The sequence below is a fragment of the Arthrobacter sp. 179 genome (assembly GCF_052379645.1).
Lineage (GTDB): Bacteria > Actinomycetota > Actinomycetes > Actinomycetales > Micrococcaceae > Arthrobacter_H.
This window is the reverse complement of the sequence record NZ_JBQSYU010000007.1, coordinates 17,902-38,632: the sequence shown is the minus strand read 5'-3', so window position 1 is coordinate 38,632 and position 20,731 is coordinate 17,902. Positions and strand designations below refer to the sequence as shown.

Genomic DNA, 20,731 nt, shown 5'->3' with positions numbered 1-20,731 from the left:
GCCTCAGTCGCCGACGCCCTCGGATCTCATCCTGTCCAGCGAATACTCGGCGGAGGCGAAGCTACCGCCTTGAGGGGTCCCGGGGTCGATGGCCTCGAGGACACCATGCTCTGCCGCATCATCGACGCGAACGAAACCCAGGGTCTTGCCGGCGTCAAGGTTCCACCAGAGTTCCGAATTCTTGGAGACCGCATAGAAGACGCCGTGGTGCTGCGGTGTGCGCATGGCCGCCGTGAAGGCGCGCACCGCATCCCCGGGACTGAGCATGGTGCGCATATGCCGCGGTGATGCGGGTTCGGAGAGGTAGGTTCCGATGCGCAAGGCGATGGTGCTCAGGCCGAATTTATCGGAGTAGAGCTGGCACAACGCTTCGCCGGCGGCCTTGGAGACCCCGTAAAAACCATCCGGCCTAGCAGGCATGTCGACCGTCAGCTCGGTATCCACGTCGTAGAAGCCGGTCAGTCGGTTGCTGCTGGCGAAGACGACCCGGCGCACACCGGCCCGGCGGGCGGCTTCGAGCACATGGTAGGTCCCGACGATGTTGACCTGTGCGAGGTCATGGAAGTCCGCTTCGTCCGAAATGCCGCCGAGGTGGATCACCCCATCCGCTGACGCAAAGGTCTGCTCGAGTGTCTTGAGATCCTCGACATCGCCCCGCACCACGGTGTCCGTGGGCCCCACCGGCTCGGTGTCGGCCACATCGACCGAGACCAGGTTGACTCCCAGCTCGGCCAAGGCCCGACGGAGGGGGCGGCCGATCCTTCCGGCGGCCCCGGTGACGATCCACCGTTGGCCCGTGAAATCCTCCATGCCGGCGGCATCTTCCGTTGGTGAAGTCTGTGTCATGCCCCGAGTGTACAAAAATGCTTGGCCCGGAGCTGCTGGCTAGTAGCCCCGGGTCAGTTCATCCCAGAGGCGGGCGGCGTCGATATCGAGGTCCTGCCGAGCAGCAGCCTGGGCCAGAAGTAGCCGTCCTGTGGTGGCCAGGTGTTCGCTCATCAGCTGCCCAGCGCACTGTGGATCGTTGGCGATGACTGCTGCCACGATGGGCGCATGCTCGTTCAGGATGTCCTCGTAGGTCCGCTGTCTGCCGGCGGTGGAGACCCCCAGCAGCCGGGTTGATACCCGCAAGCGGTTGACCACCTCCCGGGCGCGATGGCTTCCGGCCGCTTCGAGGAGCAGGTCATGCAAGTACTGGTCATCGGCGAAGAAGGACTCGTCATCGCCCGCCCGCGCAGCACGGGCCATGCTGGCCTCCAGTGCCTTCAGGGCGGTAGCGAGTTCATCGCTGCAGGCCATCGCGGCCCGACGCGCTGCGGGGACTTCCAAAGCCAGGCGAATCGAAAAGATCTCGGCCACGTCCTGCGGGGTGGTGGGGATGATGCGGAAGCCGCGATTGCGGGCGAACTCCACCAAACCGGCTTCTTCGAGCCGCAGGAGGCCGTCACGGACCGGGGATCGTGAGAAACCCAGACGTTCAGCCAGTTGGTAGACGCTGTAGAGCTCGCCGGGACGCAGATCCCCCGAGGCTGTGGCAGTGCGCACGAAGTCCATGACCTGCTCGGTCAACGACCTCCTGACGGGAGGGGCGTTCCCGGCTCCCGGGCTGTTGCTCGTGGTGCCGGGGGCCGAAGGCTGGATGCTCATAAGTAACATGTTACTCTAATTCAAGTCGTGATCGTGAGGAGCAGCAGTGGAACAACTAGCGCCAAACCCCTTCAAGGCGGTGCCCCCGGGAACGATCCATGAACTACTACGCACGGACATGACCACCCGGGCCGCCTACGTTTCGGACGCCTCGATCTATCGGCGCCTTCCCGCGGCAGTACTGGAAGTGCGCAGCGTTGAAGATCTCCGCGGTGCCGTCGCCCTGGCCGGCGAAAAGAACTGGTCGATCACCATGCGTGGTGGAGGAACCTCGGTGGCCGGCAACGGCATCGGGGAAGGGCTGGTACTCGACACCTCCCGCTACTTCAACCAGATTCTTTCCATTGACCCCCAGGCGCGAACGGCTAGGGTCCAGCCAGGGGTGATCTGCGACCAGCTCCGCGATGCAGCCGGGGAATTCGGGCTGACCTACGGCCCGGATCCCTCCACGCATAGCCGCTGCACCATTGGGGGAATGGTGGCCAATAATGCCTGCGGTTCACATTCACTGGAGTGGGGGACCGCGGCGGAGAACCTTGAATCGGTGACCTTGATGCTCGCCGACGGCCGGGAAGTCGTCTTTGGACCCGACGGTACCGACGATCCCGAAATCAACGCCAAGTTGCTGGCGCTGCGGGATGGGAACCTGAAGACCCTGCGGACCGACCTGGGGCAGTTCCCGCGCCAGGTCTCCGGCTACGGGCTCCACTACCTGCTGGCCGAGAACGGCTTCGACGCCGCCAAGGCCCTGGCCGGCAGCGAGGGGACCTGCGGGATCATCACCGAGATGACCGTGAAGCTGGTCAAGCGTCCACTGGCCAGCGCGCTGGCCGTGCTGGCCTTCGAGACCGTCTTCGATGCCGCCGAGGCCGCGGCCGTGGTCCGCGGTACCGGGATGACGACCGCCGAAGGCATGGGCTACGACCTGCTCGAAGCCTTGCGTTCACGCCCCGGCCAGGACTTGGCGGGCTCGGAGCTGCCCGGGGTCAATGATCCGGCCGGCGGGCAGGACGCCGGAGGCTGGCTGTTCTGTGAGGCCGTCGGCGATACGGTCGAGCAGGCCAGGGGAAATGCCGAAGACTTCGTTGCTTCGGTCACTACGGCCACGTCATCGATTGTGGTCACCGAGCATGCGGAGGCCCGGGCGCTCTGGCGCATCCGTGAGGCCGCCGCCGGCATCGTGACCCGCCTGCCCGACGGTGGGGAGGCTTGGCCCTCCTGGGAGGACTCGGCGGTGCCACCGAAGCATTTGGCCCATTACCTGCGTGATCTGTACGCCTTGATGGACCGGCACGGGCTGCGCGGAATCCCTTTCGGACACTTTGGTGAGGGCTGCGTCCACATCCGGCTCTCCTTCACGCTAGGAACCGATGAGGGGGTCGCCGACTTTCGTTCCTTCATGGAGGAAGCCGCCGACACGATTGCCCGTTATGGCGGTTCGGTGTCAGGGGAGCATGGTGACGGCCGGGCTCGCTCCGAACTGCTGCGCCGGATCTATAGCCGCGAAGCCCTGGAGGCCTTCCGCACCTTCAAGAACATCCTGGACCCGGGACGGATCTTCAACCCCGGGGTCTTGGTTGACCCCGAGGTCGTTGACGATCGGGTCCGCCCCGGTCCCGGCCAACGCAGTTTCGAGCTGCTTCCCGTCCAAGCCCTGAGCCGTGACGGCGGCTCACTGGTGAACGCGGTGAACCGCTGCGTCGGGGTCGGTGCCTGCCGATCCGACGAAGGGGCCATGTGCCCCTCCTTTCAAGCCACGGGAGACGAAGTCGACTCGACCCGCGGCCGCGCCCGGGTGCTCTCTGAAATGTTCCGGGGCGAATCCCTGCCCCAGGCCTACCGTTCCACCGAGGTGAAGGATGCCTTGGATCTCTGCCTGTCCTGCAAGGCCTGTGCCAGTGAATGCCCGGTCAACGTGGATATGGCGACCTATAAGTCGGAATTCCTGCATAAGTTCTACCAGCGGCGCATCCGGCCGATGGCCCACTACAGCATGGGCTGGCTGCCGCTGCTGACCCATGTGCTGCACCGGATCCCCGGGATGGCCTCGGTGACCAACCGCCTGCTGGGGATCGGCACAGTGGAGAAGCTGGTCAAGAAACTTGGGGGCATCGAACCCAGCCGAGCCATGATTTCCTTCGCGCCGTCTAGTCTCCAATCGTGGTTCGCCCGTCGTCAGCCATCCAATGGCCCCCGTGCCGGAGTGGGGACCCGCGATGCAGGCACTGTGGTGCTGTGGCCCGATTCGTTCACCAATCATTTGGACACGGGGCCGGGGCTGGCCGCCGTCGAGGTGCTCGAAGCCTTGGGCTACACCGTGGTCATGCCCCAGGGATTCGTCTGTTGCGGGCTGACCTGGCATTCAACCGGACAACTCGATATGGCACAGAAGGTGCTGACCCGAACCTTGGATGTGATGGAGCCCTATCTTCGCGCTGGATATCCGGTGGTGGGTTTGGAACCTTCCTGCACCGTCCTGCTGGCACACGATCTGCCGGAGATGCTGCCGGATGATCCCCGGGCGGCCCTGATGGCGAAGTCCGTCGTGTCCTTGGGCGGGCTCATCGAACACCGGGTCCCGGCCAACGGAGAGTCCGGCACTGAGTGGCCCTTCGAGGAATTGGACGCCACGGCGGTCAGCCAAGTGCATTGCCATGAACGCTCGCAGGGTGACCATGGTCCCGCGGCAACGGTGCTGCGGAGTGTGGGCGTGCGTGAAGAAGAGATCAAAACCGGCTGTTGCGGCCTAGCGGGCAACTGGGGCTTCGAGCCGGGGCATGCGGAATTGTCCAAGACCCTGGGCGAACGCGAACTCTTCCCAGCAATTCGAGCCCGGGAAGCAGGGGACCTGGTGTTGGCCGATGGGTTCTCCTGCCGCACGCAGATCACCGAAGGCACAGGAGTCGATGGCCTCCACCTCGCCGAAGTGCTGCAGAAGGCTCTGGTGAAGAAGACCTAAACGCCGTTAGAAAAAGGCGCTCCCATTTTCCAATACGGTTCCCACCAGCGGATCGCCCCACCAGCCCAGTCCATTCGCGTCGAAAGTCAAACGGTCGATGTAGGTCCCCAACGGCTCGGCGACGTCGACATCTGCAATGTTTTGACCCTGCTCGACGGGATCCTCACAGTCCGGATCCTCTGCACCGCGCATTAGCCCGACAGTGGGTCCCCAGGGGGAGGTGTAGACGATGAACATCGCGCCCTTGTCCACCCAAGCGTCGAACACCTCGACGCATTCCCACGCGGTCGGGCCGCCGGAACCCAACCGCTTCAGGCAGGAAGTCAGGACGATGGTGACCCAGTCGGGGTGGGGGATGGCATCGAAGGTTTCGATGAGGGACTGCAGCCGGGGAGTCATCATGTGCTGAGCCTACGCGGATGCGTGAAAACGAATGAAGCGGTTAGAGCCCCGCGGCCAAGGTCTCCGCCACGTGATCCAAGGCCCCGGGGACCAGGGAGTAGTAGGCCCAGACCCCGCGCTTCTCACGGTGGAGGAAGCCGGCGTCGACCAGGATCTTCAGATGGTGGGAGACCGTGGGTTGGCCCAACTGCAGCGGCTCGGACAGATCGCAGACACAGGTCTCGGCGTTGGTGTCGGCAGCCACGATGGACAGGATCCGTAGCCGGCTCGGATCGGCGAGCGCCTTGAACGAGGCGGACAGCGCTTCGGCTTCCTCGATCTCCAGTGGAATACGGGCGGGGGAGGATGCGCACCCCGGTGCCGGTTTCGTGGCAGTGGATGCCGGGCCGGCGCCCCTTGGGACCTGGCCGGTGGCTGACGTGGACATGAGCTGCCCTGCTTTCTGGCGCTCCCGATCGGGAGATTGACATCTGTCGATATCGACCACCATACTCGACACATCGATGTTCGTCGATATATACCCTGGGAGTCCCACACTATGAACAGCACCGCCGTGCCCGCCGACACCGGACACGTCACGAAGAAGCTCTCCACCCTGGACCGGTACCTTGCCGTCTGGATCCTCGCGGCCATGGCCGTCGGGCTCGGACTGGGACGGGTGATCCCCGGATTGGGGGAAGCGCTGGATTCCCTGCAGGTCGCCGGGGTCTCCCTGCCCATCGCCATCGGACTGTTGGTGATGATGTATCCGGTCCTGGCCAAGGTCCGCTATAACGAAACCGGGAGGGTCATCGGCGACAGGAAGTTGATGGTCACCTCCCTGGTCGTGAACTGGCTGTTGGCCCCGGCCTTCATGTTCGCCCTGGCCTGGATCTTCCTGTCCGATCTGCCCGAATACCGCACCGGGCTGATCATTGTGGGATTGGCCCGCTGCATTGCCATGGTCCTGATCTGGAACGACCTGGCCTGCGGAGACGGTGAAGCCGCCGCCGTCCTGGTGGCCATCAACTCGGTGTTCCAGGTTGTCGCCTTCGGCGCGCTGGGCTGGTTCTACCTCCAGGTCCTACCCGGCTGGCTCGGCCTGCCGACCACCAGCGCGGGCTTCTCCGTCTGGACGATCACCCTCTCCGTCCTGGTGTTCCTGGGCATCCCGCTGGTGGCAGGATTCCTGACCCGGACCTTCGGTGAACGAGCCAAGGGCCGCGACTGGTATGAGGGCACCTTCCTGCCGAAGATCGGTCCCTTCGCCCTCTACGGCCTGTTGTTCACCATCGTCGTGCTCTTCGCCCTCCAGGGGGATACGATCATCGGCCAACCCCTGGACGTCGTCCGCATCGCGATACCGCTGTTCATCTACTTCACCGTCGTCTTCGGCGCCGGGATGCTCATCGGGCGTGGTCTGGGCATGGGGTATGAACGCACCACCACGCTGGCCTTCACCGCGTCGGGAAACAATTTCGAACTGGCCATCGCGGTCGCCATCGCCACCTTCGGGGTCACCAGCGGTCAAGCACTGGCAGGAGTCGTCGGGCCCCTGATCGAGGTGCCGGTTCTGGTGGGGCTGGTCTATGTGGCCTTGTGGTCCCGCAAATTCTTCACCACCGGTACCCCACGAAAGGTCAGCGCATGAGCCAGACTCACATCCCCTCCGTCCTGTTCGTCTGCGTCCACAACGCCGGACGCTCCCAGATGGCCGCCGGCTTCCTGCAGCAGCTGGCCGCAGGCCGCATCGAGGTCCGTTCGGCAGGCTCCCAACCCGCCGAGAGCGTCAACCCGGCAGCGGTGAGGGCGATGGCCGAAATCGGCATCGACATCTCCACCCAACAGCCCAAGGTCCTGACGACTGAGACAGTTCAGGAATCCGACGTCGTCATCACGATGGGCTGCGGCGACGCCTGCCCCATCTTCCCCGGCAAACGCTACGAGGATTGGCAGCTCGCCGATCCTGCAGGACAAGGAGTGGACGCCGTGCGGCCCATCCGCGATGACATCCACTCCCGGGTCCAGACGTTGATCGCCGAGCTGCTGCCGGGGGTCGAACCGTTGGAAAGAACGCAACAGCAAGCAGGAGGAACACAGCATGGATCGTGAAAACACCCTGCCGGTGATCATCATCGGTGCAGGACCCATCGGCCTGGCCGCCGCCGCCCAGCTGCGCGAACGAGACCAGGAGGTGCTGGTGCTCGAAGCCGGTGCCACCCCGGGAGCGGCCATCAGCAACTGGGGGCATATCAAACTGTTCTCCACCTGGCGCTACAATATTGACCCGGCAGCCCGCCGGCTCCTGGAAACCCCGGCCCCCGGCTACGCCGCCGACTGGCAGACACCTCGCGCAGCCCACCTGCCCACCGGTGCCGAACTCGTCTCCGAGTACCTGGTGCCACTGGCCGAACACCCCGAACTGGCGCCCCGCATCCGGTATAACCACCGCGTCACCCACGTCTCCCGCGTCCACGACGACGGAAAAGGTCTCGACCGCACCCGGACCGCAGGCCGCGAAGCCACCGCGTTCCTGATCCGGGTCGCCACACCCGGCGGGGAGACCGAGATCCTGGGCCGGGCCGTCCTGGACGCCTCAGGAACCTGGGGGACCCCGAACCCCGTGGGACGTTCGGGGCTCGAAGCCCTCGGCGAGGCCGAAGCCCGCAGGTGCGGGTTCATCACCTCCCCACTACCTGACCCACTCGGCGAGGACCAAGACCGGCTGGCGGGCAAAACCGTCATGGTCCTCGGTGCCGGACATTCGGCAGCAAACACCCTGATCAGCCTGGGCCGGCTGCGCCAACGCCACCCCGAAACCCGCATCCTGTGGGGACTGCGCGGCACCGCCGACCCGGTCAGGCTCTACGGCGGCGGAGCCGCAGACCAGCTCCCGGCCCGCGGACAACTCGGGGCCAGCCTGCGCCGACTGGTCGAATCCGGCGACGTCACCATCGAAGAGAACTTCTCGATCACCCGGCTGGTTTCCGGGGAACGGTTGAGCGTCCTGACAGCCGACGAACGGGAACTCATCGTCGACGCGCTGGTTCCGGCCACCGGCTTCCGGCCCGATCTGCGGCCGCTGGCCGAACTGCGCCTGGACCTGGATCCAGCGGTCGAGGCACCCCGGGCACTGGGTTCGCTGATTGATCCCGAGTTCCACAGCTGTGGCACCGTCCCGGCCCACGGGGAGTCCGTGCTGGCCCACCCCGAATCCGGGTTCTACCTGGTCGGGGCCAAGAGCTACGGCCGGGCACCGACGTTCCTGCTGGCCACCGGCTACGAACAGGTCCGCTCCGTGGCCGCCGCGCTATCCGGGGACCGGTGCGCCGCAGATGCGGTGGAACTGGAACTGGCATCCACCGGTGTGTGTTCCGGCTGAGCGGTAGCCCGCACCGTCACTGCGGGCGAAGCTAGGAGCTGAGGCCCCGGCCGGCGTCGTGAACCAGCAGGGCGATCTGCACCCGGTTCTCGGCGCCGAGCTTATCCAGCACCCGCCCCACATGGGTTTTCACCGTGGTGATGCTGATGTGGAGGTGCTCGGCGATCTCGGCATTGGAGAGCCCCCGGGCCACAGCCGTCGCGATGCCTCGTTCACGCTCGGTGAGCAGGGCCATCTTGCGGGTGGCTTCGGTATCGGCTTGTGCCTGGCCCCGGTGGGCGGTGGCCGCGGTGACCAGATGTCCGATGGCCGCGGGGGAGAGCATGGACCCGCCGCCGGCAACGTGATGCACCGCTTCGACCAGGCGGGCCGGCGGGGTGTCCTTGAGGAGGAAGCCACTGGCACCGAGCTCCAGAGCCTGCAACACCAGGTCGTCGGTGTCGAAGGTCGTCAACACCAGGATCTTCAGCTCGGGGTCCCGGGCGAGCAGTTCCCGGGTCGCCGCCAGCCCGTCCATGGTCGGCATGCGCACATCCATGAGGACGACGTCGGGCCGGGCATCGCGGATCACGTCCAATGCCGCAACACCATCGCCGGCTTCGCCGACGATCTCGATCAGCGGATCCCCGTTCAGGATCAGCCGTAGCCCGGCCCGCACCAGGTTCTCGTCATCGACCAGCACCACCTTGATGCTCGTATCTACCGGTTCCATGGGACCCAAGCCTCCACGACGAAGTGACCCTCGCCGTCGTCCGCGGCGCTCAGCGATCCACCGGCCAATCTGACGCGTTCCGAGAGTCCGGTCAGTCCCATGCCCGAGGCCGGGGCAGCGTTGGGGCCAGTGGCTTTGACGTCTGGCACTAGCGCACGGGTCCTGTCGGTGAGGCCATTGCGCAGCGACACCGTGAGCCGTCCACCCGGGTTACCGGCCAACCGCACGTAGACGGTCTGCGCTGGGGCGTGCTTGCGGGCATTGGTCAGCCCCTCCTGCAGGACCCGGAACACGGTCCGGCTGCTCGTTTCATCCAGTGCCTCCAGTTCGGTGGCTCCGGGCGGGTTCCCCTCCAGGACGGTGGGGGTTCCGGCCTCGCGGTTTTCGGCGAGCAGGGCCTCGAGGCGTCCGAGCGTGGGCGGGGGAGTCGTGGAGTTTGGTTCGTTTGAGACGGTCGCCGGATCACGCAGGACACCCAGGACCTCGCGGAGTTCGCTGACGGCCAGATGGGCGTTGGCGCGAATCACCCCGGCGGCCTCGCTGACTTGTTCGGCCGGTAGGTCCGTACGGTATTCCAGAGCGCCGGCATGCAGGGCCACCAGGGAGAGCCGGTGGGCCAGTACGTCGTGCATTTCCCGGGCAATGCGGGTGCGTTCGTTGGCCCGGGCCTGCTCCAACTGGGCGTCTTGGCTGCGCCGGTTGCTGGCCAACTCAGCCTCCAGAGCGGCCCGTAACTGTCGGCGCCCACCGATATACATCCCGGTCAGGACCAGGACGGCGGTGAAGATGACGACGAAAAGGACGACAAGCCACCAGGGCTCCAGGGGTTCCTCCCCGGGCAGCAGGGGCATGCTGGTTTCCACAAGAAACGAGGCGCCCATGAACAGCACCGAGACGATGATGATTTCCGCCCAGCGGCGCCGGGTGGCCAAGGAGACGAGAGCCAGCATCGCGGCGGCCGAGCCCAGGGTGGAGAACGAGGCGAAAACCACGAGCAGGATGGTGAGGGTGCGCGGTGCCCGATGCCTGAAGGGATACAGGAGGAAGCAGAGGAGCCCCAAGACCAGGTCCACAAAGATCAGCACACCGAAGGTTTCCCCGGCAGGCCCTGAGGGGTCCAGTTCGAAGACCGGGGCATAGACGACGGCGAAGGCGACGATCCCGAGCAGCACGGCGACCACCAGACGCCAGGTACCGCTCCAGGCCCGGCGGAGGCGGGACTGCGGTGGGACAGAAAGTTCGGCGGTGGTCATAGGCTCAACCCTATCCAGCCGGTACTGCGCAGACATCCTCCCCACGGTCGGTTTGGCACTCATCCTTTAGGCCCGATATTTTTCGTTCCGACGGTCGATGCGGTGACGGCGGGATATGGGAAAGGATGGGTTCATGACGAGCACCAACACACCTCAGCCATCGCCGACTACCGAGACCGGCGACGCCTCGCCCATGTCTTACCACCGGTTGGCCCGCGACGGGGCCGGATACCGGTGGTGGAAGCCGCTGCTGGTCGGGCTGATCGGGGTCGGCCTCTATGTGGGCTTCATGATCGCCGCCTTCTTGGCTGTCGTCATCGTCGGGCTGCTGAGCCCCGGATTCGAACGCATCATCGACGGAGTGTTGCTGGGCTCCGGAGTCCCGGACATGAACGACCCCTTCGTCTTGATCCCCCTGCTCGTCTCCTTGGCCTTGATGATTCCGGCCCTCTGGCTGGCCACGCTGATCGTGGGCACACGGCCCGTCGGTCTGCTCTCCTCGGTCACCGGGCGACTGCGCTGGACCTGGCTGCTCTGGTGTCTGGGCGCCGCGCTGGGGATCAACGTCATCGCCCAACTGGTGGCACAGTTCCTGCCCGGCACCGAAGAGGGCGGGGAATTCATGTACGACGGCGGCAGGACCCTGGCCGTCTTGGCTGCCGCCTTGCTGGTGGTCCCGTTTCAGGCAGCTGCCGAGGAGTACGTCTTCCGCGGCTATCTGATGCAGACCCTTGGTGGCTGGTTACGGCATCCGGCCTTCGCGATCCTGCTGCCGGTGCCGCTGTTCGTGCTCGGCCACGACTACGAGCTGCTGGGTCAGCTCGACATCGCCGTTTTCGCGATCGCCGCCGGCTGGTTGAGCTGGCGTACCGGGGGACTGGAGGCGGCGATCGCCCTGCATATCGTCACCAATGCCAGCATCTTCGCCTTCGTCGCCTTCGGGGTCGCCGACGCCAACGCCGATGATGTCGGCCTCCTGGATCTGCTCCTCTCGGTGGCCGTCACCGTCGTCACCGTCCTGGTCCTGGCCAGACTGGCGACAGCACGCAAGGTCCAGCGCACCCGCCCCTCAGTTCCCGAGGCTGACCTCCAGGGTCGAGCCCCCGTAACCGTTCTCTAGGTCGCGTCCTTGAACGGTGACCGTGGAGACGTCCTCGGGGAACCGGTCCGCGGCGCTGTCGGTGGTGGCTGTGCCGGAGGATCGACGCGGCACGTTTCATGTGATCAGCATGCCACGCGCTGCACCGCAGCGACATCAGTTCCGGGGCCGGGATTCCGGGCCGAACTGCTCGACGCCGTCCTGGAAGACCCGCTCGATCATGGAGTGCAGATCCGCGAGCTGGTCGGTGGATTCCAGTTTCCCGTTCAGGACGACGGCGTCGGCCAGATAGCCTTCGGCCAGCCGACCCACCGAGTGCTCAGGGGTGATCAGTTCCCCCGCCACCGAGGTGGTGGAAGCCAACACCTGTTGCAGTGACATCCCGGCGTCGGCCAGCAGGGCCAGCTCCTCGAGGTTCTCGCCATGGATACCGACCCCCGAATCGGTGCCCATGCCGATCTTTACTCCGGCCGCAATGGCCCGGGCGACCGAGCCCCGGTGGTCTTCGTGGACCCGGTAGGCCTTGTCGATCACGGTTTGCGGTAGGCCACTGTTTCCGGCCTCGGCCTTCCTGATGACCGCTGCCGGGGCGGCCAGCGTGGGCACCAGGTAGGCGCCCCGGTCCAGGAAGACCTGGATGGTCTCGTCGTCGAGATAGATGCCGTGTTCGATGGTCCGCACGCCGGCATCGAGGGCATTGCAGATTCCAGCGGTGCCCTGGGCATGGGACATGACGTACTTGCCCTGGGCTTCGGCTTCGTCGACGACGACCCGGATCTCTTCGGGGCTGAACTGTGAGTGGCGGGGATCGTCGGCGGGGGAGAGGACCCCGCCGGTGGAGCAGATCTTGATCTGGTCGGCCCCGGCGCGCAGCATCGTGCGCACCGTTTTGCGCACTTCTTCGACCCCGTCGGCCACCCCGCTGGGCCGTCCGGGGTGTGGACCGAGGGCGGGGGCCGAGACCCCCGAAGGCAGCCAGAAATCCCCGTGTCCGCCGGTCTGGGACATGATCGAAATCGCCAGACGCAGGCGGGGCCCCTGGATGAGCCCGGAAGCCTGGGCTACCTGGGCGCCCAGGTCGGCACCACCGGCATCGCGGGCCGACGTGATCCCCGCCCGCAACGTGGCCTCGAGGTTGTGCACCGACTCGTAGAACTGCAGTGAGAACGGCTCGGCAACGGCGTGCAACGAACCCGGGTTCGAGGAGGTGACATGGATGTGCAGGTCGATCATCCCGGGCAGCACCGTCTTGCCCGTGCAGTCGATGACGGTGGCCGAGGCATGTGGGGCCGCATCCCCGGCGCCGGGGCCGACAGCTGCCACGCGGCCGTCCACGAAGACGACGTCTGCCGGCTCCGGAAGGAAGGCCACCCCGTCGAAGACCTGGGCATTCGTGAAAACCGTGGATGTGCTGGGCATCGGGACCTCCGGAGACGAGCAGTTCGCATGAACCTCATGTCCACGCCTGCTATGGACTCTAGCCCCCGGCTCATGCACCGGACTTGGAGGAAGGTCGGCTAGCCGCCGAGCTTGCCCGCCATCCGCCGGCGCATTTCCAGGCTGGCGGTGTTCAGCCCCTGGACGGAGACCGCCTTGCCGTACTTCTCGTATTTCTCGGTGATGGAGTCCAGCGCGGCGATGGTCGAGGCATCCCAGAGGTGGGAATCATGCAGGTCGATCACCACGCGCTCGGGGTCCCCGGCGTAGTCGAACTGGGTGTACAGGTCGTTGGAGGAAGCGAAGAACAGTTCGCCGTGGACCCGGTAGGTGGCCAGCTGTTCGCCGTCGTGTTCCTCGAGATCACGATCGACGGTGACGAAGTGTGCGACCCGGCGGGCGAAGAGCACCATGGCGGTGAGCACGCCGACGCCGACGCCGATGGCGAGGTTGTTGGTGGCCACGGTGCCGATCACGGTGACGACCATGACGGTGGTTTCGCTCTTGGGCATCATCCGCAGTGTGGAGGGTTTGATGGAATGCCAGTCGAAGGTCGCCACGGAGACGAAGATCATCACGGCCACCAGGGCGGCCATGGGGATCAGGGCCACGATATCGCCCAGGGCGACCACCAGGACCAGCAGCAGGGCACCGGCCAGGAACGTGGAGATCCGGGTTCGGGCGCCGGAGGCCTTCACATTGATCATGGTCTGGCCGATCATGGCGCAACCGCCCATGCCGCCGAAGAGCCCGGTGACGATGTTCGCCACGCCCTGGCCCCAGGACTCGCGCGTCTTGCTCGAGCGGGTATCGGTGACGTCATCGACGAGCTTGGCGGTCATCAACGATTCGAGTAGACCCACGAAGGCCATCGCCAGGGAGAACGGGAAGATGATCTGTAGCGTTTCCCAACTCAGCGGGACGTTCGGGAAGACCAGGCCCGGCAGGGAATCGGGAAGATCTCCCTTGCCACCGACGGTGGGCACGTTCATGGACGTCAACACGGTGATCAGGGTGATCACGACGATGGCGACCAGCGGGGCGGGGACCGCGGTGGTCAGTTTCGGCAGGCCGAAGACGATGAGCAGGCCCAGGGCCACCAGCGGGTAGACCAGCCACGGAACGCCGAGCAGTTCGGGGACCTGGGCCGAGAAGATCAGGATGGCCAGCGCGTTGACGAAGCCGACCATCACCTGGCGGGGGATGAACCGCATCAGCTTCGCCACCCCGAGGACGGCCAACACGATTTGCAGGAGTCCTGCCAGCAGGACGGCGGCGATGAAGTAGTCGGTCCCGTGGCTGGCCACCAGCGGGGCGATCACCAGGGCGATGGCACCGGTGGCGCCGGAAATCATGGCCGGACGCCCACCCACGAAGGCGATGGTGACGGCCATGGTGAAAGCGGCGAACAATCCGACGCGTGGATCGACCCCGGCGATGATGGAGAAGGCGATGGCCTCGGGGATCAGCGCCAAGGCCACGACCAGCCCGGCCAGGATCTCGGTCTTGAGCAGGCGCGGGGACTTCAAGGTGCGCAGGACCGACTGGCGCTCTTCGGGCGTCAGCGTCGTGCTGGGGGTGTCGATGGCCACGCGGGCCTCCGTTCGGGTCATCGTCACGGTGCGGCGTTCAGGATGCTGCGGGGATGTCAGGGGTGCGCTGCGCTGCGCGGCCGGGAAAGCACCGGCGGTGCCTCGGGCTGGTTTCGGGGGACCAACCGTGAAAAGGGCCGGAGCGAACTCTACCCTAACGTGAGGGTTGGGTTCGCATCGTCGGGGAGGCTCATCGGCCGGTCAGGGATTCGAGCTCGATGATGAGCTCATCGGCCTGGACCAGATAGCGGGCCAGTTTTTCGCGTTCGTGACGGGCGCGTTCCAGAAAATGTCCGGCGCGTTCGGCCCGCTGGGCTCCGGGGGCGGCCTCCTCGATGACGGAGAGCAGTTCGGTGATCTCCTCGAGGCTGAACCCCAGCGGTTTCATGGCCTTGATGTGCATCAGGCGGTCAAAATCCGTCTCGGCGAAGACCCGGAAACCGCCCTCGGTGCGCGCGCTCGCCGGCAGGAGGCCGACGTCGTCGTAATGCCGGATGGTGCGCAGCGATAGGCCGGTCCGCTCGGCCAGTTCACCGATATGCATGGTGCGGCCCCGGGGGTGGTGCGGCATGGATCCTCCGTCGATCGTCGGCTCGTCACGTTACCAGCGTGAGGGGACCCCGGCCGGAGGGGCGCCGGCGTCGGCCTCGGACCGCCGGCCGGGGGTGAGTTGATCCAGGAGGTCCTCGGCCCATTGCGGATCGTAGTGCTCCAGCCGGGCGAATCCGGTCGGGGGCGGGCTGGTCCAATGATAGGTGGCCCCGGGGTTGTGGTGACGCGCGCCGTCGGCGGTCTCGACGACGGGGCTGCCCTGGATCGGCAGGGAGCGGGCCTGCTCGAAGTCATGGTGGATCGCGGCGATGCCGGCTCCTTGGGCCAGCTGTCGTTCCAGTTGCACGGGATCCAGATCGGGGCAGGTCCGCGCGGTATCCAGGATGACCGAATGGATGCTGATGCAGCGGTGGTCGATGTAGAACGCCTGCCGCAGTGCGGCGTCGAGCTGGTCGCTGGCACGTAGTCCGCCGACGTCGGGATGCTTGGCCGCCTGCACCGCCGCCATGGCCGGGAGGGTGGTCACCGGGTAGGACGATGCCGGGGCCGACCAGCAACTCCATCCCAACTCGGGCAGCAGGCTGGCGATGGCGACGATCTCCGGATCGACGATGTCCTGCGGCGTGGGGCCGGCGTTGAACAACTCCAACGGGAAGGCCCGATGGTCGATGTCGACCGCTGCGTTTCGCTGCTCGATCGCCGTGCGCAGGGTGGCCAGGGCCAGGGTCGCCCAGGGGCAACCGATATCCGACCAGACGGTCACGGTGGGGGTGGGGCGGGGTGCATTGAACATGATGCTCCTTGGGTGGATGGTCCGTTAGCGTACTAACAGTGTGCACGCCGAAGAGTAGTCCGTCAACGGACTACCTGTGGGACGATGGCAGCATGGCTTCCACCCCGACGAACCGAACGGCTCCCGCCCTGACCGACGACCGCCTGACCCTGGTGGGCCTGCTCCTCGAAGTCCAGCGCGGACTGGCCAAGGCGATGGACGAGGTCCACGCCGCCCATGGCCTGCTGGGCAAGGAATTCGACGCCTTGCTTCGGCTCGCGCGCAGTGACCAGCACCGCCTGTCGATGCGCGACCTGGCGGCGCAAACCTCGACGTCGACCAGCGGGACGACCGGTTTGGTCGACCGGCTTGAGGCCCGAGGGCTCGTGACGCGGTCCCAGAGCCAGGCCGACCGCCGCAGTTTCGACATCATCCTGACCGACGCCGGCCACCGGCTCGTGGCCGAGGATGCCACCGCGCTGATGCCCGTGATCGACCGGCTTGTCACCGACCCGGTGGGACCCGATGCCGAGGTGGTGCAGCACGCCCTGGAGCGCATCAGGGACCTCACCACGCCGCAGGCCACCGCCGGCCGTCGTTCCTGATGAAAGGGCTTCGCGCTACACCGTGGTGACGACGGCCCTCTGGTTGAATCGGTGGACGAGGTTAGTATATTGAGTGTTCTTGGGGTGCGGATGGGCCGCACCACCACCCAGACCCGGAGACCTGATGAAAAGCACCTGGCCCCTGATCACCACCGTGACATTGTCCGCAGCCCTCCTCGTCGGCTGTAGCGGCGGTGATTCCGATCCGGAAGATGCTGAAGCCTCCTCCCGGACGGCGCCCGCGACCGCCTCGGCGGGCGAAGCGGCCCCGGGGGACTCGCATCAGGTGCTGGCCAAGCAGGAATACGAGCTTCCCGGTACCAATGACCAGGTCACGGTCGGGATTAAATCCCTGGTCGTGGACGGGGACACCATGAAGCTCACTCTCGTGCTGACGCCCGAGTTCTCCTCCTTGGGGGAGACGGACCAGGTGTCGATCTCCAAGATCACCGATCCGTGGTACCTGAGCCCGCGGTTGATCGACCGGGAACACCATAAGGAGTATTCGATCGTTAGCGATACGTTCAATAAACGGTGGCAAGTGGACACCATGAGCAATACCACCAACGGTGAGCCCATCATCTGGTGGGGAATCTATGCTGCGCCCGAGGACGGGATTGATTCGGTGGACCTCCGGATCTTCGGAGATATGCCCGACTTCACCAATGTGCCCATCCAGCAATGACCCGCCAGTCCATGGCAGCGACGTGATGGAGCAATGGTGACCCGCAACATAATAGTTAGTACCTTGAACAGTCCATGGATGTGGCACGGCCCGTATCTGCACTCGAACCCCGGAGACCTGATGAAGAAGACCTGGCCCCTGATCACTACGGCTGCCGTCGCCGCGATGCTGTTGGCTGGCTGCAGCGCTGGAGACTCCCCGCAGTCCACCACCGGGACCAGCGGTTCCTCGTCCCCGTCGTCGTCCGGTACCTCCGGCGATGATGGCCAGGACGTGGCGGAAGACTCGGACATTGGTATCGCCGAGATGGATACGAGCAAGGTGTTGGCCGAGCAGGAATACCAGCTTCCCGGGACCAAGGACAAGGTCACCTTCGGGGTCCAATCCCTGGAAGTGCAGGGGGAGACGATGAAGCTCACCCTGGTGTTGACTCCGCATTTCACTTCCGTGAGCGAGTCGAAAACCCTGCCCATCTACGAACTGACTGGAGAGGGCGCGTTGGATCCGTTACTGATCGACCGGGAGAACCTCAAGGAGTACTCGGTCATTCGCCAGCTGAGTGACCTGTGGACCGTCGACCGCCTGCATACCAAGACCACCAATGGCGAGCCGGTGATCTGGTGGGGGATGTATGCCGCCCCCGAGGACGAGATCGACGAGGTGGATCTGAGGCTGTTCGGTGACATGCCCGAGTTCACGAAGGTGCCGATCGAACGATGAGGACGATGACCAGGCGCGCACTGCGCGGATCCGCCGTTGTTCTGGCCACGTTGATGGTGGCCCCGGTGATCGCCGTCGCGGACACCACCCAGTCCGAGGACTTGCCCGAGCCCACGAAGGGTCAACTGGCGAAGTCGGTGCATGTCTGGGATCCGACCAGAGGAGTGCACACCTGGAAACTCAAGGGGGCGGTCTCAGAGGTCGAACAGGTGGAGACCAAGGACGAAGAAACGACGATCACCCTCTCGACCGACATCCTCTTCACTCCCGACAGCTCCACGTTGCCGGGGACCGCTGCGCAGCGGATCGAGAAGCTCGTGAAGGACGTTCCGAAGGGGGCCAGGATCCGGATCGACGGGCATACGGATTCGGTGAAGGGGAAGGTGGACAATCAGAAGCTATCCACCGACCGGGCGAAGTCCGTGGCCACGGTGGTGTCCACGAAGCGCCCGGATCTCAAGACCAAGGTCGCAGGCCATGCGGATACCCAGCCGGTGGAGCGCGAGGACCCCAAGGATCCGTCGACCCGGGCGGCCAACCGTCGCGTGGAAATCACCTATCACGGTTAAAAAACGGCAAGTCAGCGAATAAGTGCACACTGGCGTGATGTAGGAAGCGTCACCTTCGTTAGGTATGGGTTACCTTCCTCGGGTAGCCTGAAGGCGTGTTGAAGATTCGTGGGTTGAGCAAGACCTTCTCCGGACGCGCCGGACAAGAGCCGGCGCAGGCACTGGACCAGGTCGATATCGACGTGGCCGAAGGCCAATTCGCCACCATCCTGGGCCCCTCGGGCTGCGGGAAAACCACCCTGCTGCGTTCCATCGCCGGCTTCGAGGACCCCAGCGCGGGAACCATCAGCATCGACGGCCGCGACGTGGCCGCCAACGGACGCTCCCTGGTCTCCGCCCACGAACGCGGAGTCGGTATCGTCCCGCAGGACGGGGCCTTGTTCCCGCACCTCTCGGTGGCCCAGAACATCGGATTCGGGCTCACCGGCCAGCCCCGCCGCGAACGCAACCGCCGGGTCGCCGAGGTCCTGGAACTGGTCGGCCTGGACAACCTCGGATCCCGCCGCCCCCATGAACTCTCCGGCGGCCAGCAGCAACGCGTCGCCCTGGCCCGCGCCATCGCCCCCAACCCGCGGGTGATCCTGCTCGACGAGCCCTTCTCCGCCCTGGACGCCTACCTGCGCCAGTCGCTGCGCGAGGAAGTACGCACCCTGTTGCGCGATATCGGTGCCACCGTGGTGCTGGTGACCCACGACCAGGGAGAAGCCATGACCCTGGCCGACCATCTCGTGGTGATGCGCGAGGGCAAAGTGGTCCAGGCCGGCAAACCGCGCGAAACCTACTTCCGTCCCTGCGATATCGAGCTGGCCCGCTTCCTGGGCGACGCCGTCGTCGTCGACGGGGACATTCCCTGCGGGGCGGCCACCGGCACCAGCGGCTCCACCGTCTCCTGTGCCTTCGGCGAGCTCGCCATCGGCTCCTGGCACGGCAGCCCGGGGCTCTGCGACGTGCTGATCCGTCCGGAGAACATCACCGTGCGCGGCGCCGGCGAGGGCGTTGGCCTGCCCGGGGTCGTCGGCACCGTCGTCGACCAGTCCTTCTACGGCCACGACGGCGTCCTGCAGGTGGCCATCCCGCAGCTTCCCGAACGGGTTCCCGTCCGGGTCATGGGGGACCAGGCCTTCGACGTCGGCCAATCCGTGACGCTGTCGGTGGACCGGGCGGTATGCACCTACTAGGCCCACCGGCACCCCACAGCCCCCTCCACTAAGGCGCACACGACGCCGCTGTCTTCCGTGCGCCAGCGCGGTCCGTACCCATCCATGCAACACAACCGAGTTAGGTCCAGACGTATTCGTATGTTCTCCACTCTTTCCCGGCGGGTCTTCGCCGCCACCGCAGTTGTTTCCCTGGCCGCCCTGACCGGATGTTCGGCAGGTGGCGCCGATTCCGAATCCAACGCGTCGAATTCCGGCGCCGCGGGCGAAGATACGACACTGACCGTCTACACCGACCAGCACGCCGAACTCATCGAGGGCCTGACGAAGGCCTACACCGATGAGACCGGCGTGAAGTTCAACATCCAGGCCGACGCCACGGTGGGCCAGATCGAAGCCGAGGGCGATGCCGCCCCGGCCGACGTCTTCCTCTCCGAGGATCCGGGCCCGGTGGCCCAGCTGGGCAAGAAGGACCTGCTCACCGACATCGACCAGGAGACCCTGGACCAGGTCCAGCCCGAGCTGAACTCGAAGAAGGACCAGTGGGTGGCCTACGCGGCCCGCACCCGGGTGCTCTACTACAACCCGGAGAAGATCGACGAAGCCGACCTCCCCGAGACCCTGATGGACATCAACGACCCCGAATACAAGGGCAAGTTCGCCTGGGCCCCCTCGGGAGCGTTCGTGGCCACCACGCAGTACCTGATCTCCACCATCGGTGAAGCCAAGACCAAGACGTTCCTGGAGGGGCTGAAGGAGAACGGCGTCAACGAGCAGAAGAACGGCAACGTCCGCGACACCGTCGAAGCCGGCAAGCACGCCATGGGCCTGTCCAACCACTACTACTGGTGGATCAAGGCCGATGAGGTCGGCGGTGTCGATGAAATGACCTCGAAGATCCACCACTTCCCCGAAGCCGACGCCGGCAACCTGATCCTCTCCTCGGGCGCCGCGATCATGAAGTCCTCCGACCAGCAGGAGGCCTCGGCCGACTTCGTCCAGTGGCTCACCGCCGCCGACGGCGGGCAGAAGCTCATTGCCGAAGGCGACATCGACGTCTCCGGGGCCCAGTACCCGGTCGCCAAGGACACCGAAAGCAAGATCGTCGGATCCCTCGATGACGTGAAGTCCCCCGACTACGACATGGACATCATGGCCGACCAGGCCGAGGCGGAGAACCTGCTGAAGTCCTTGGGTATGTCCAGCTGA

General features: G+C 65.6%; 21 protein-coding genes. 11 read left to right on the top strand and 10 right to left on the bottom strand.

Features of this window, described 5'->3' with window-relative positions:
* Positions 1-3 precede the first annotated feature (3 nt).
* Positions 4-846, bottom strand: a complete 843-nt coding sequence (locus ACT3UE_RS06305; RefSeq protein WP_444566429.1) for an NAD-dependent epimerase/dehydratase family protein — start codon at positions 844-846, stop codon at positions 4-6.
* A gap of 39 nt (positions 847-885) precedes the next feature.
* Entirely contained in the window at positions 886-1,647 is a 762-nt protein-coding gene (locus tag ACT3UE_RS06300; RefSeq protein ID WP_086995650.1) for a GntR family transcriptional regulator, read from the bottom strand.
* Positions 1,648-1,765: 118 nt separating this feature from the next.
* Between ACT3UE_RS06300 and ACT3UE_RS06295 the strand changes: the two genes are divergently transcribed.
* Positions 1,766-4,606 (top strand): FAD-binding and (Fe-S)-binding domain-containing protein, encoded by a 2,841-nt coding sequence (locus ACT3UE_RS06295; RefSeq protein WP_444566470.1) that lies wholly within the window; start codon positions 1,766-1,768, stop codon positions 4,604-4,606.
* Positions 4,607-4,612: 6 nt separating this feature from the next.
* Here the strand turns inward: ACT3UE_RS06295 and ACT3UE_RS06290 are convergent, their stop codons facing one another.
* Both ACT3UE_RS06290 and ACT3UE_RS06285 read right to left on the bottom strand, forming a co-directional pair.
* Entirely contained in the window at positions 4,613-5,008 is a 396-nt protein-coding gene (locus ACT3UE_RS06290) for a hypothetical protein (protein WP_443384118.1), read from the bottom strand.
* Between the two features lie 40 nt (positions 5,009-5,048).
* Complete coding sequence (locus tag ACT3UE_RS06285) at positions 5,049-5,435, bottom strand: ArsR/SmtB family transcription factor (RefSeq protein ID WP_096224287.1); 387 nt, start codon at positions 5,433-5,435, stop codon at positions 5,049-5,051.
* Positions 5,436-5,546: 111 nt separating this feature from the next.
* Between ACT3UE_RS06285 and arsB the strand changes: the two genes are divergently transcribed.
* The 3 genes from arsB to ACT3UE_RS06270 are packed head-to-tail and all read left to right on the top strand — an operon-like array spanning position 5,547 to position 8,369.
* Complete coding sequence (gene arsB, locus ACT3UE_RS06280; protein WP_443358288.1) at positions 5,547-6,638, top strand: ACR3 family arsenite efflux transporter; 1,092 nt, start codon at positions 5,547-5,549, stop codon at positions 6,636-6,638.
* On the top strand, positions 6,635-7,099 hold the full coding sequence (locus ACT3UE_RS06275) for an arsenate reductase ArsC (protein WP_086995638.1): 465 nt from the start codon (positions 6,635-6,637) through the stop codon (positions 7,097-7,099). Before arsB ends, ACT3UE_RS06275 begins: the two co-directional genes overlap by 4 nt.
* Complete coding sequence (locus ACT3UE_RS06270) at positions 7,089-8,369, top strand: FAD-dependent oxidoreductase (RefSeq protein ID WP_086995635.1); 1,281 nt, start codon at positions 7,089-7,091, stop codon at positions 8,367-8,369. Before ACT3UE_RS06275 ends, ACT3UE_RS06270 begins: the two co-directional genes overlap by 11 nt.
* Positions 8,370-8,400: 31 nt before the next feature.
* On the opposite strand, the gene ACT3UE_RS06265 is transcribed toward ACT3UE_RS06270, so the two are convergent.
* Together ACT3UE_RS06265 and ACT3UE_RS06260 are read right to left on the bottom strand one after the other, a co-directional pair.
* Complete coding sequence (locus ACT3UE_RS06265; RefSeq protein ID WP_444566428.1) at positions 8,401-9,081, bottom strand: response regulator transcription factor; 681 nt, start codon at positions 9,079-9,081, stop codon at positions 8,401-8,403.
* A complete protein-coding gene (locus ACT3UE_RS06260) occupies positions 9,069-10,334 on the bottom strand; it encodes a sensor histidine kinase (RefSeq protein WP_444566427.1) in 1,266 nt (421 codons plus the stop codon). Before ACT3UE_RS06260 ends, ACT3UE_RS06265 begins: the two co-directional genes overlap by 13 nt.
* 133 nt (positions 10,335-10,467) lie before the next feature.
* Here ACT3UE_RS06260 and ACT3UE_RS06255 point away from each other — a divergent pair, with 133 nt between their 5' ends.
* A complete protein-coding gene (locus ACT3UE_RS06255) occupies positions 10,468-11,454 on the top strand; it encodes a lysostaphin resistance A-like protein (RefSeq protein WP_444566426.1) in 987 nt (328 codons plus the stop codon).
* 135 nt (positions 11,455-11,589) lie between these two features.
* Here the strand turns inward: ACT3UE_RS06255 and ACT3UE_RS06250 are convergent, their stop codons facing one another.
* From ACT3UE_RS06250 to ACT3UE_RS06235, 4 genes are all read right to left on the bottom strand, one after another.
* Entirely contained in the window at positions 11,590-12,852 is a 1,263-nt protein-coding gene (locus ACT3UE_RS06250) for an amidohydrolase family protein (protein WP_444566425.1), read from the bottom strand.
* A gap of 98 nt (positions 12,853-12,950) precedes the next feature.
* Positions 12,951-14,483 carry a SulP family inorganic anion transporter gene (locus tag ACT3UE_RS06245; protein WP_444566424.1) on the bottom strand — a complete coding sequence of 511 codons (1,533 nt, stop codon included), beginning with the start codon at positions 14,481-14,483 and terminating at the stop codon, positions 12,951-12,953.
* A 169-nt stretch (positions 14,484-14,652) separates the two neighbouring features.
* Positions 14,653-15,033: a MerR family transcriptional regulator gene (locus ACT3UE_RS06240; protein WP_444566423.1), complete on the bottom strand. Its 381-nt coding sequence runs from the start codon at positions 15,031-15,033 to the stop codon at positions 14,653-14,655.
* A gap of 30 nt (positions 15,034-15,063) precedes the next feature.
* The gene (locus ACT3UE_RS06235) at positions 15,064-15,807 is read right to left on the bottom strand and encodes a DsbA family oxidoreductase (RefSeq protein ID WP_444566422.1); all 744 of its coding nucleotides are present in this window, start codon (positions 15,805-15,807) and stop codon (positions 15,064-15,066) included.
* Between the two features lie 92 nt (positions 15,808-15,899).
* On the opposite strand from ACT3UE_RS06235, the gene ACT3UE_RS06230 reads away from it, so the two are divergent.
* From ACT3UE_RS06230 to ACT3UE_RS06205, 6 genes are all read left to right on the top strand, one after another.
* Positions 15,900-16,391, top strand: a complete 492-nt coding sequence (locus ACT3UE_RS06230) for a MarR family winged helix-turn-helix transcriptional regulator (protein WP_444566421.1) — start codon at positions 15,900-15,902, stop codon at positions 16,389-16,391.
* A gap of 124 nt (positions 16,392-16,515) precedes the next feature.
* Positions 16,516-17,076 carry a hypothetical protein gene (locus ACT3UE_RS06225; protein WP_444566420.1) on the top strand — a complete coding sequence of 187 codons (561 nt, stop codon included), beginning with the start codon at positions 16,516-16,518 and terminating at the stop codon, positions 17,074-17,076.
* Positions 17,077-17,154: 78 nt separating this feature from the next.
* Positions 17,155-17,796, top strand: coding sequence for a hypothetical protein (locus tag ACT3UE_RS06220; RefSeq protein ID WP_444566419.1), 642 nt, complete (start codon positions 17,155-17,157; stop codon positions 17,794-17,796).
* A gap of 5 nt (positions 17,797-17,801) precedes the next feature.
* A complete protein-coding gene (locus ACT3UE_RS06215; protein ID WP_444566418.1) occupies positions 17,802-18,365 on the top strand; it encodes an OmpA family protein in 564 nt (187 codons plus the stop codon).
* 95 nt (positions 18,366-18,460) lie between these two features.
* Positions 18,461-19,543, top strand: coding sequence for an ABC transporter ATP-binding protein (locus tag ACT3UE_RS06210; protein ID WP_444566417.1), 1,083 nt, complete (start codon positions 18,461-18,463; stop codon positions 19,541-19,543).
* Positions 19,544-19,663: 120 nt separating this feature from the next.
* Positions 19,664-20,731 (top strand): extracellular solute-binding protein, encoded by a 1,068-nt coding sequence (locus tag ACT3UE_RS06205; RefSeq protein ID WP_444566416.1) that lies wholly within the window; start codon positions 19,664-19,666, stop codon positions 20,729-20,731.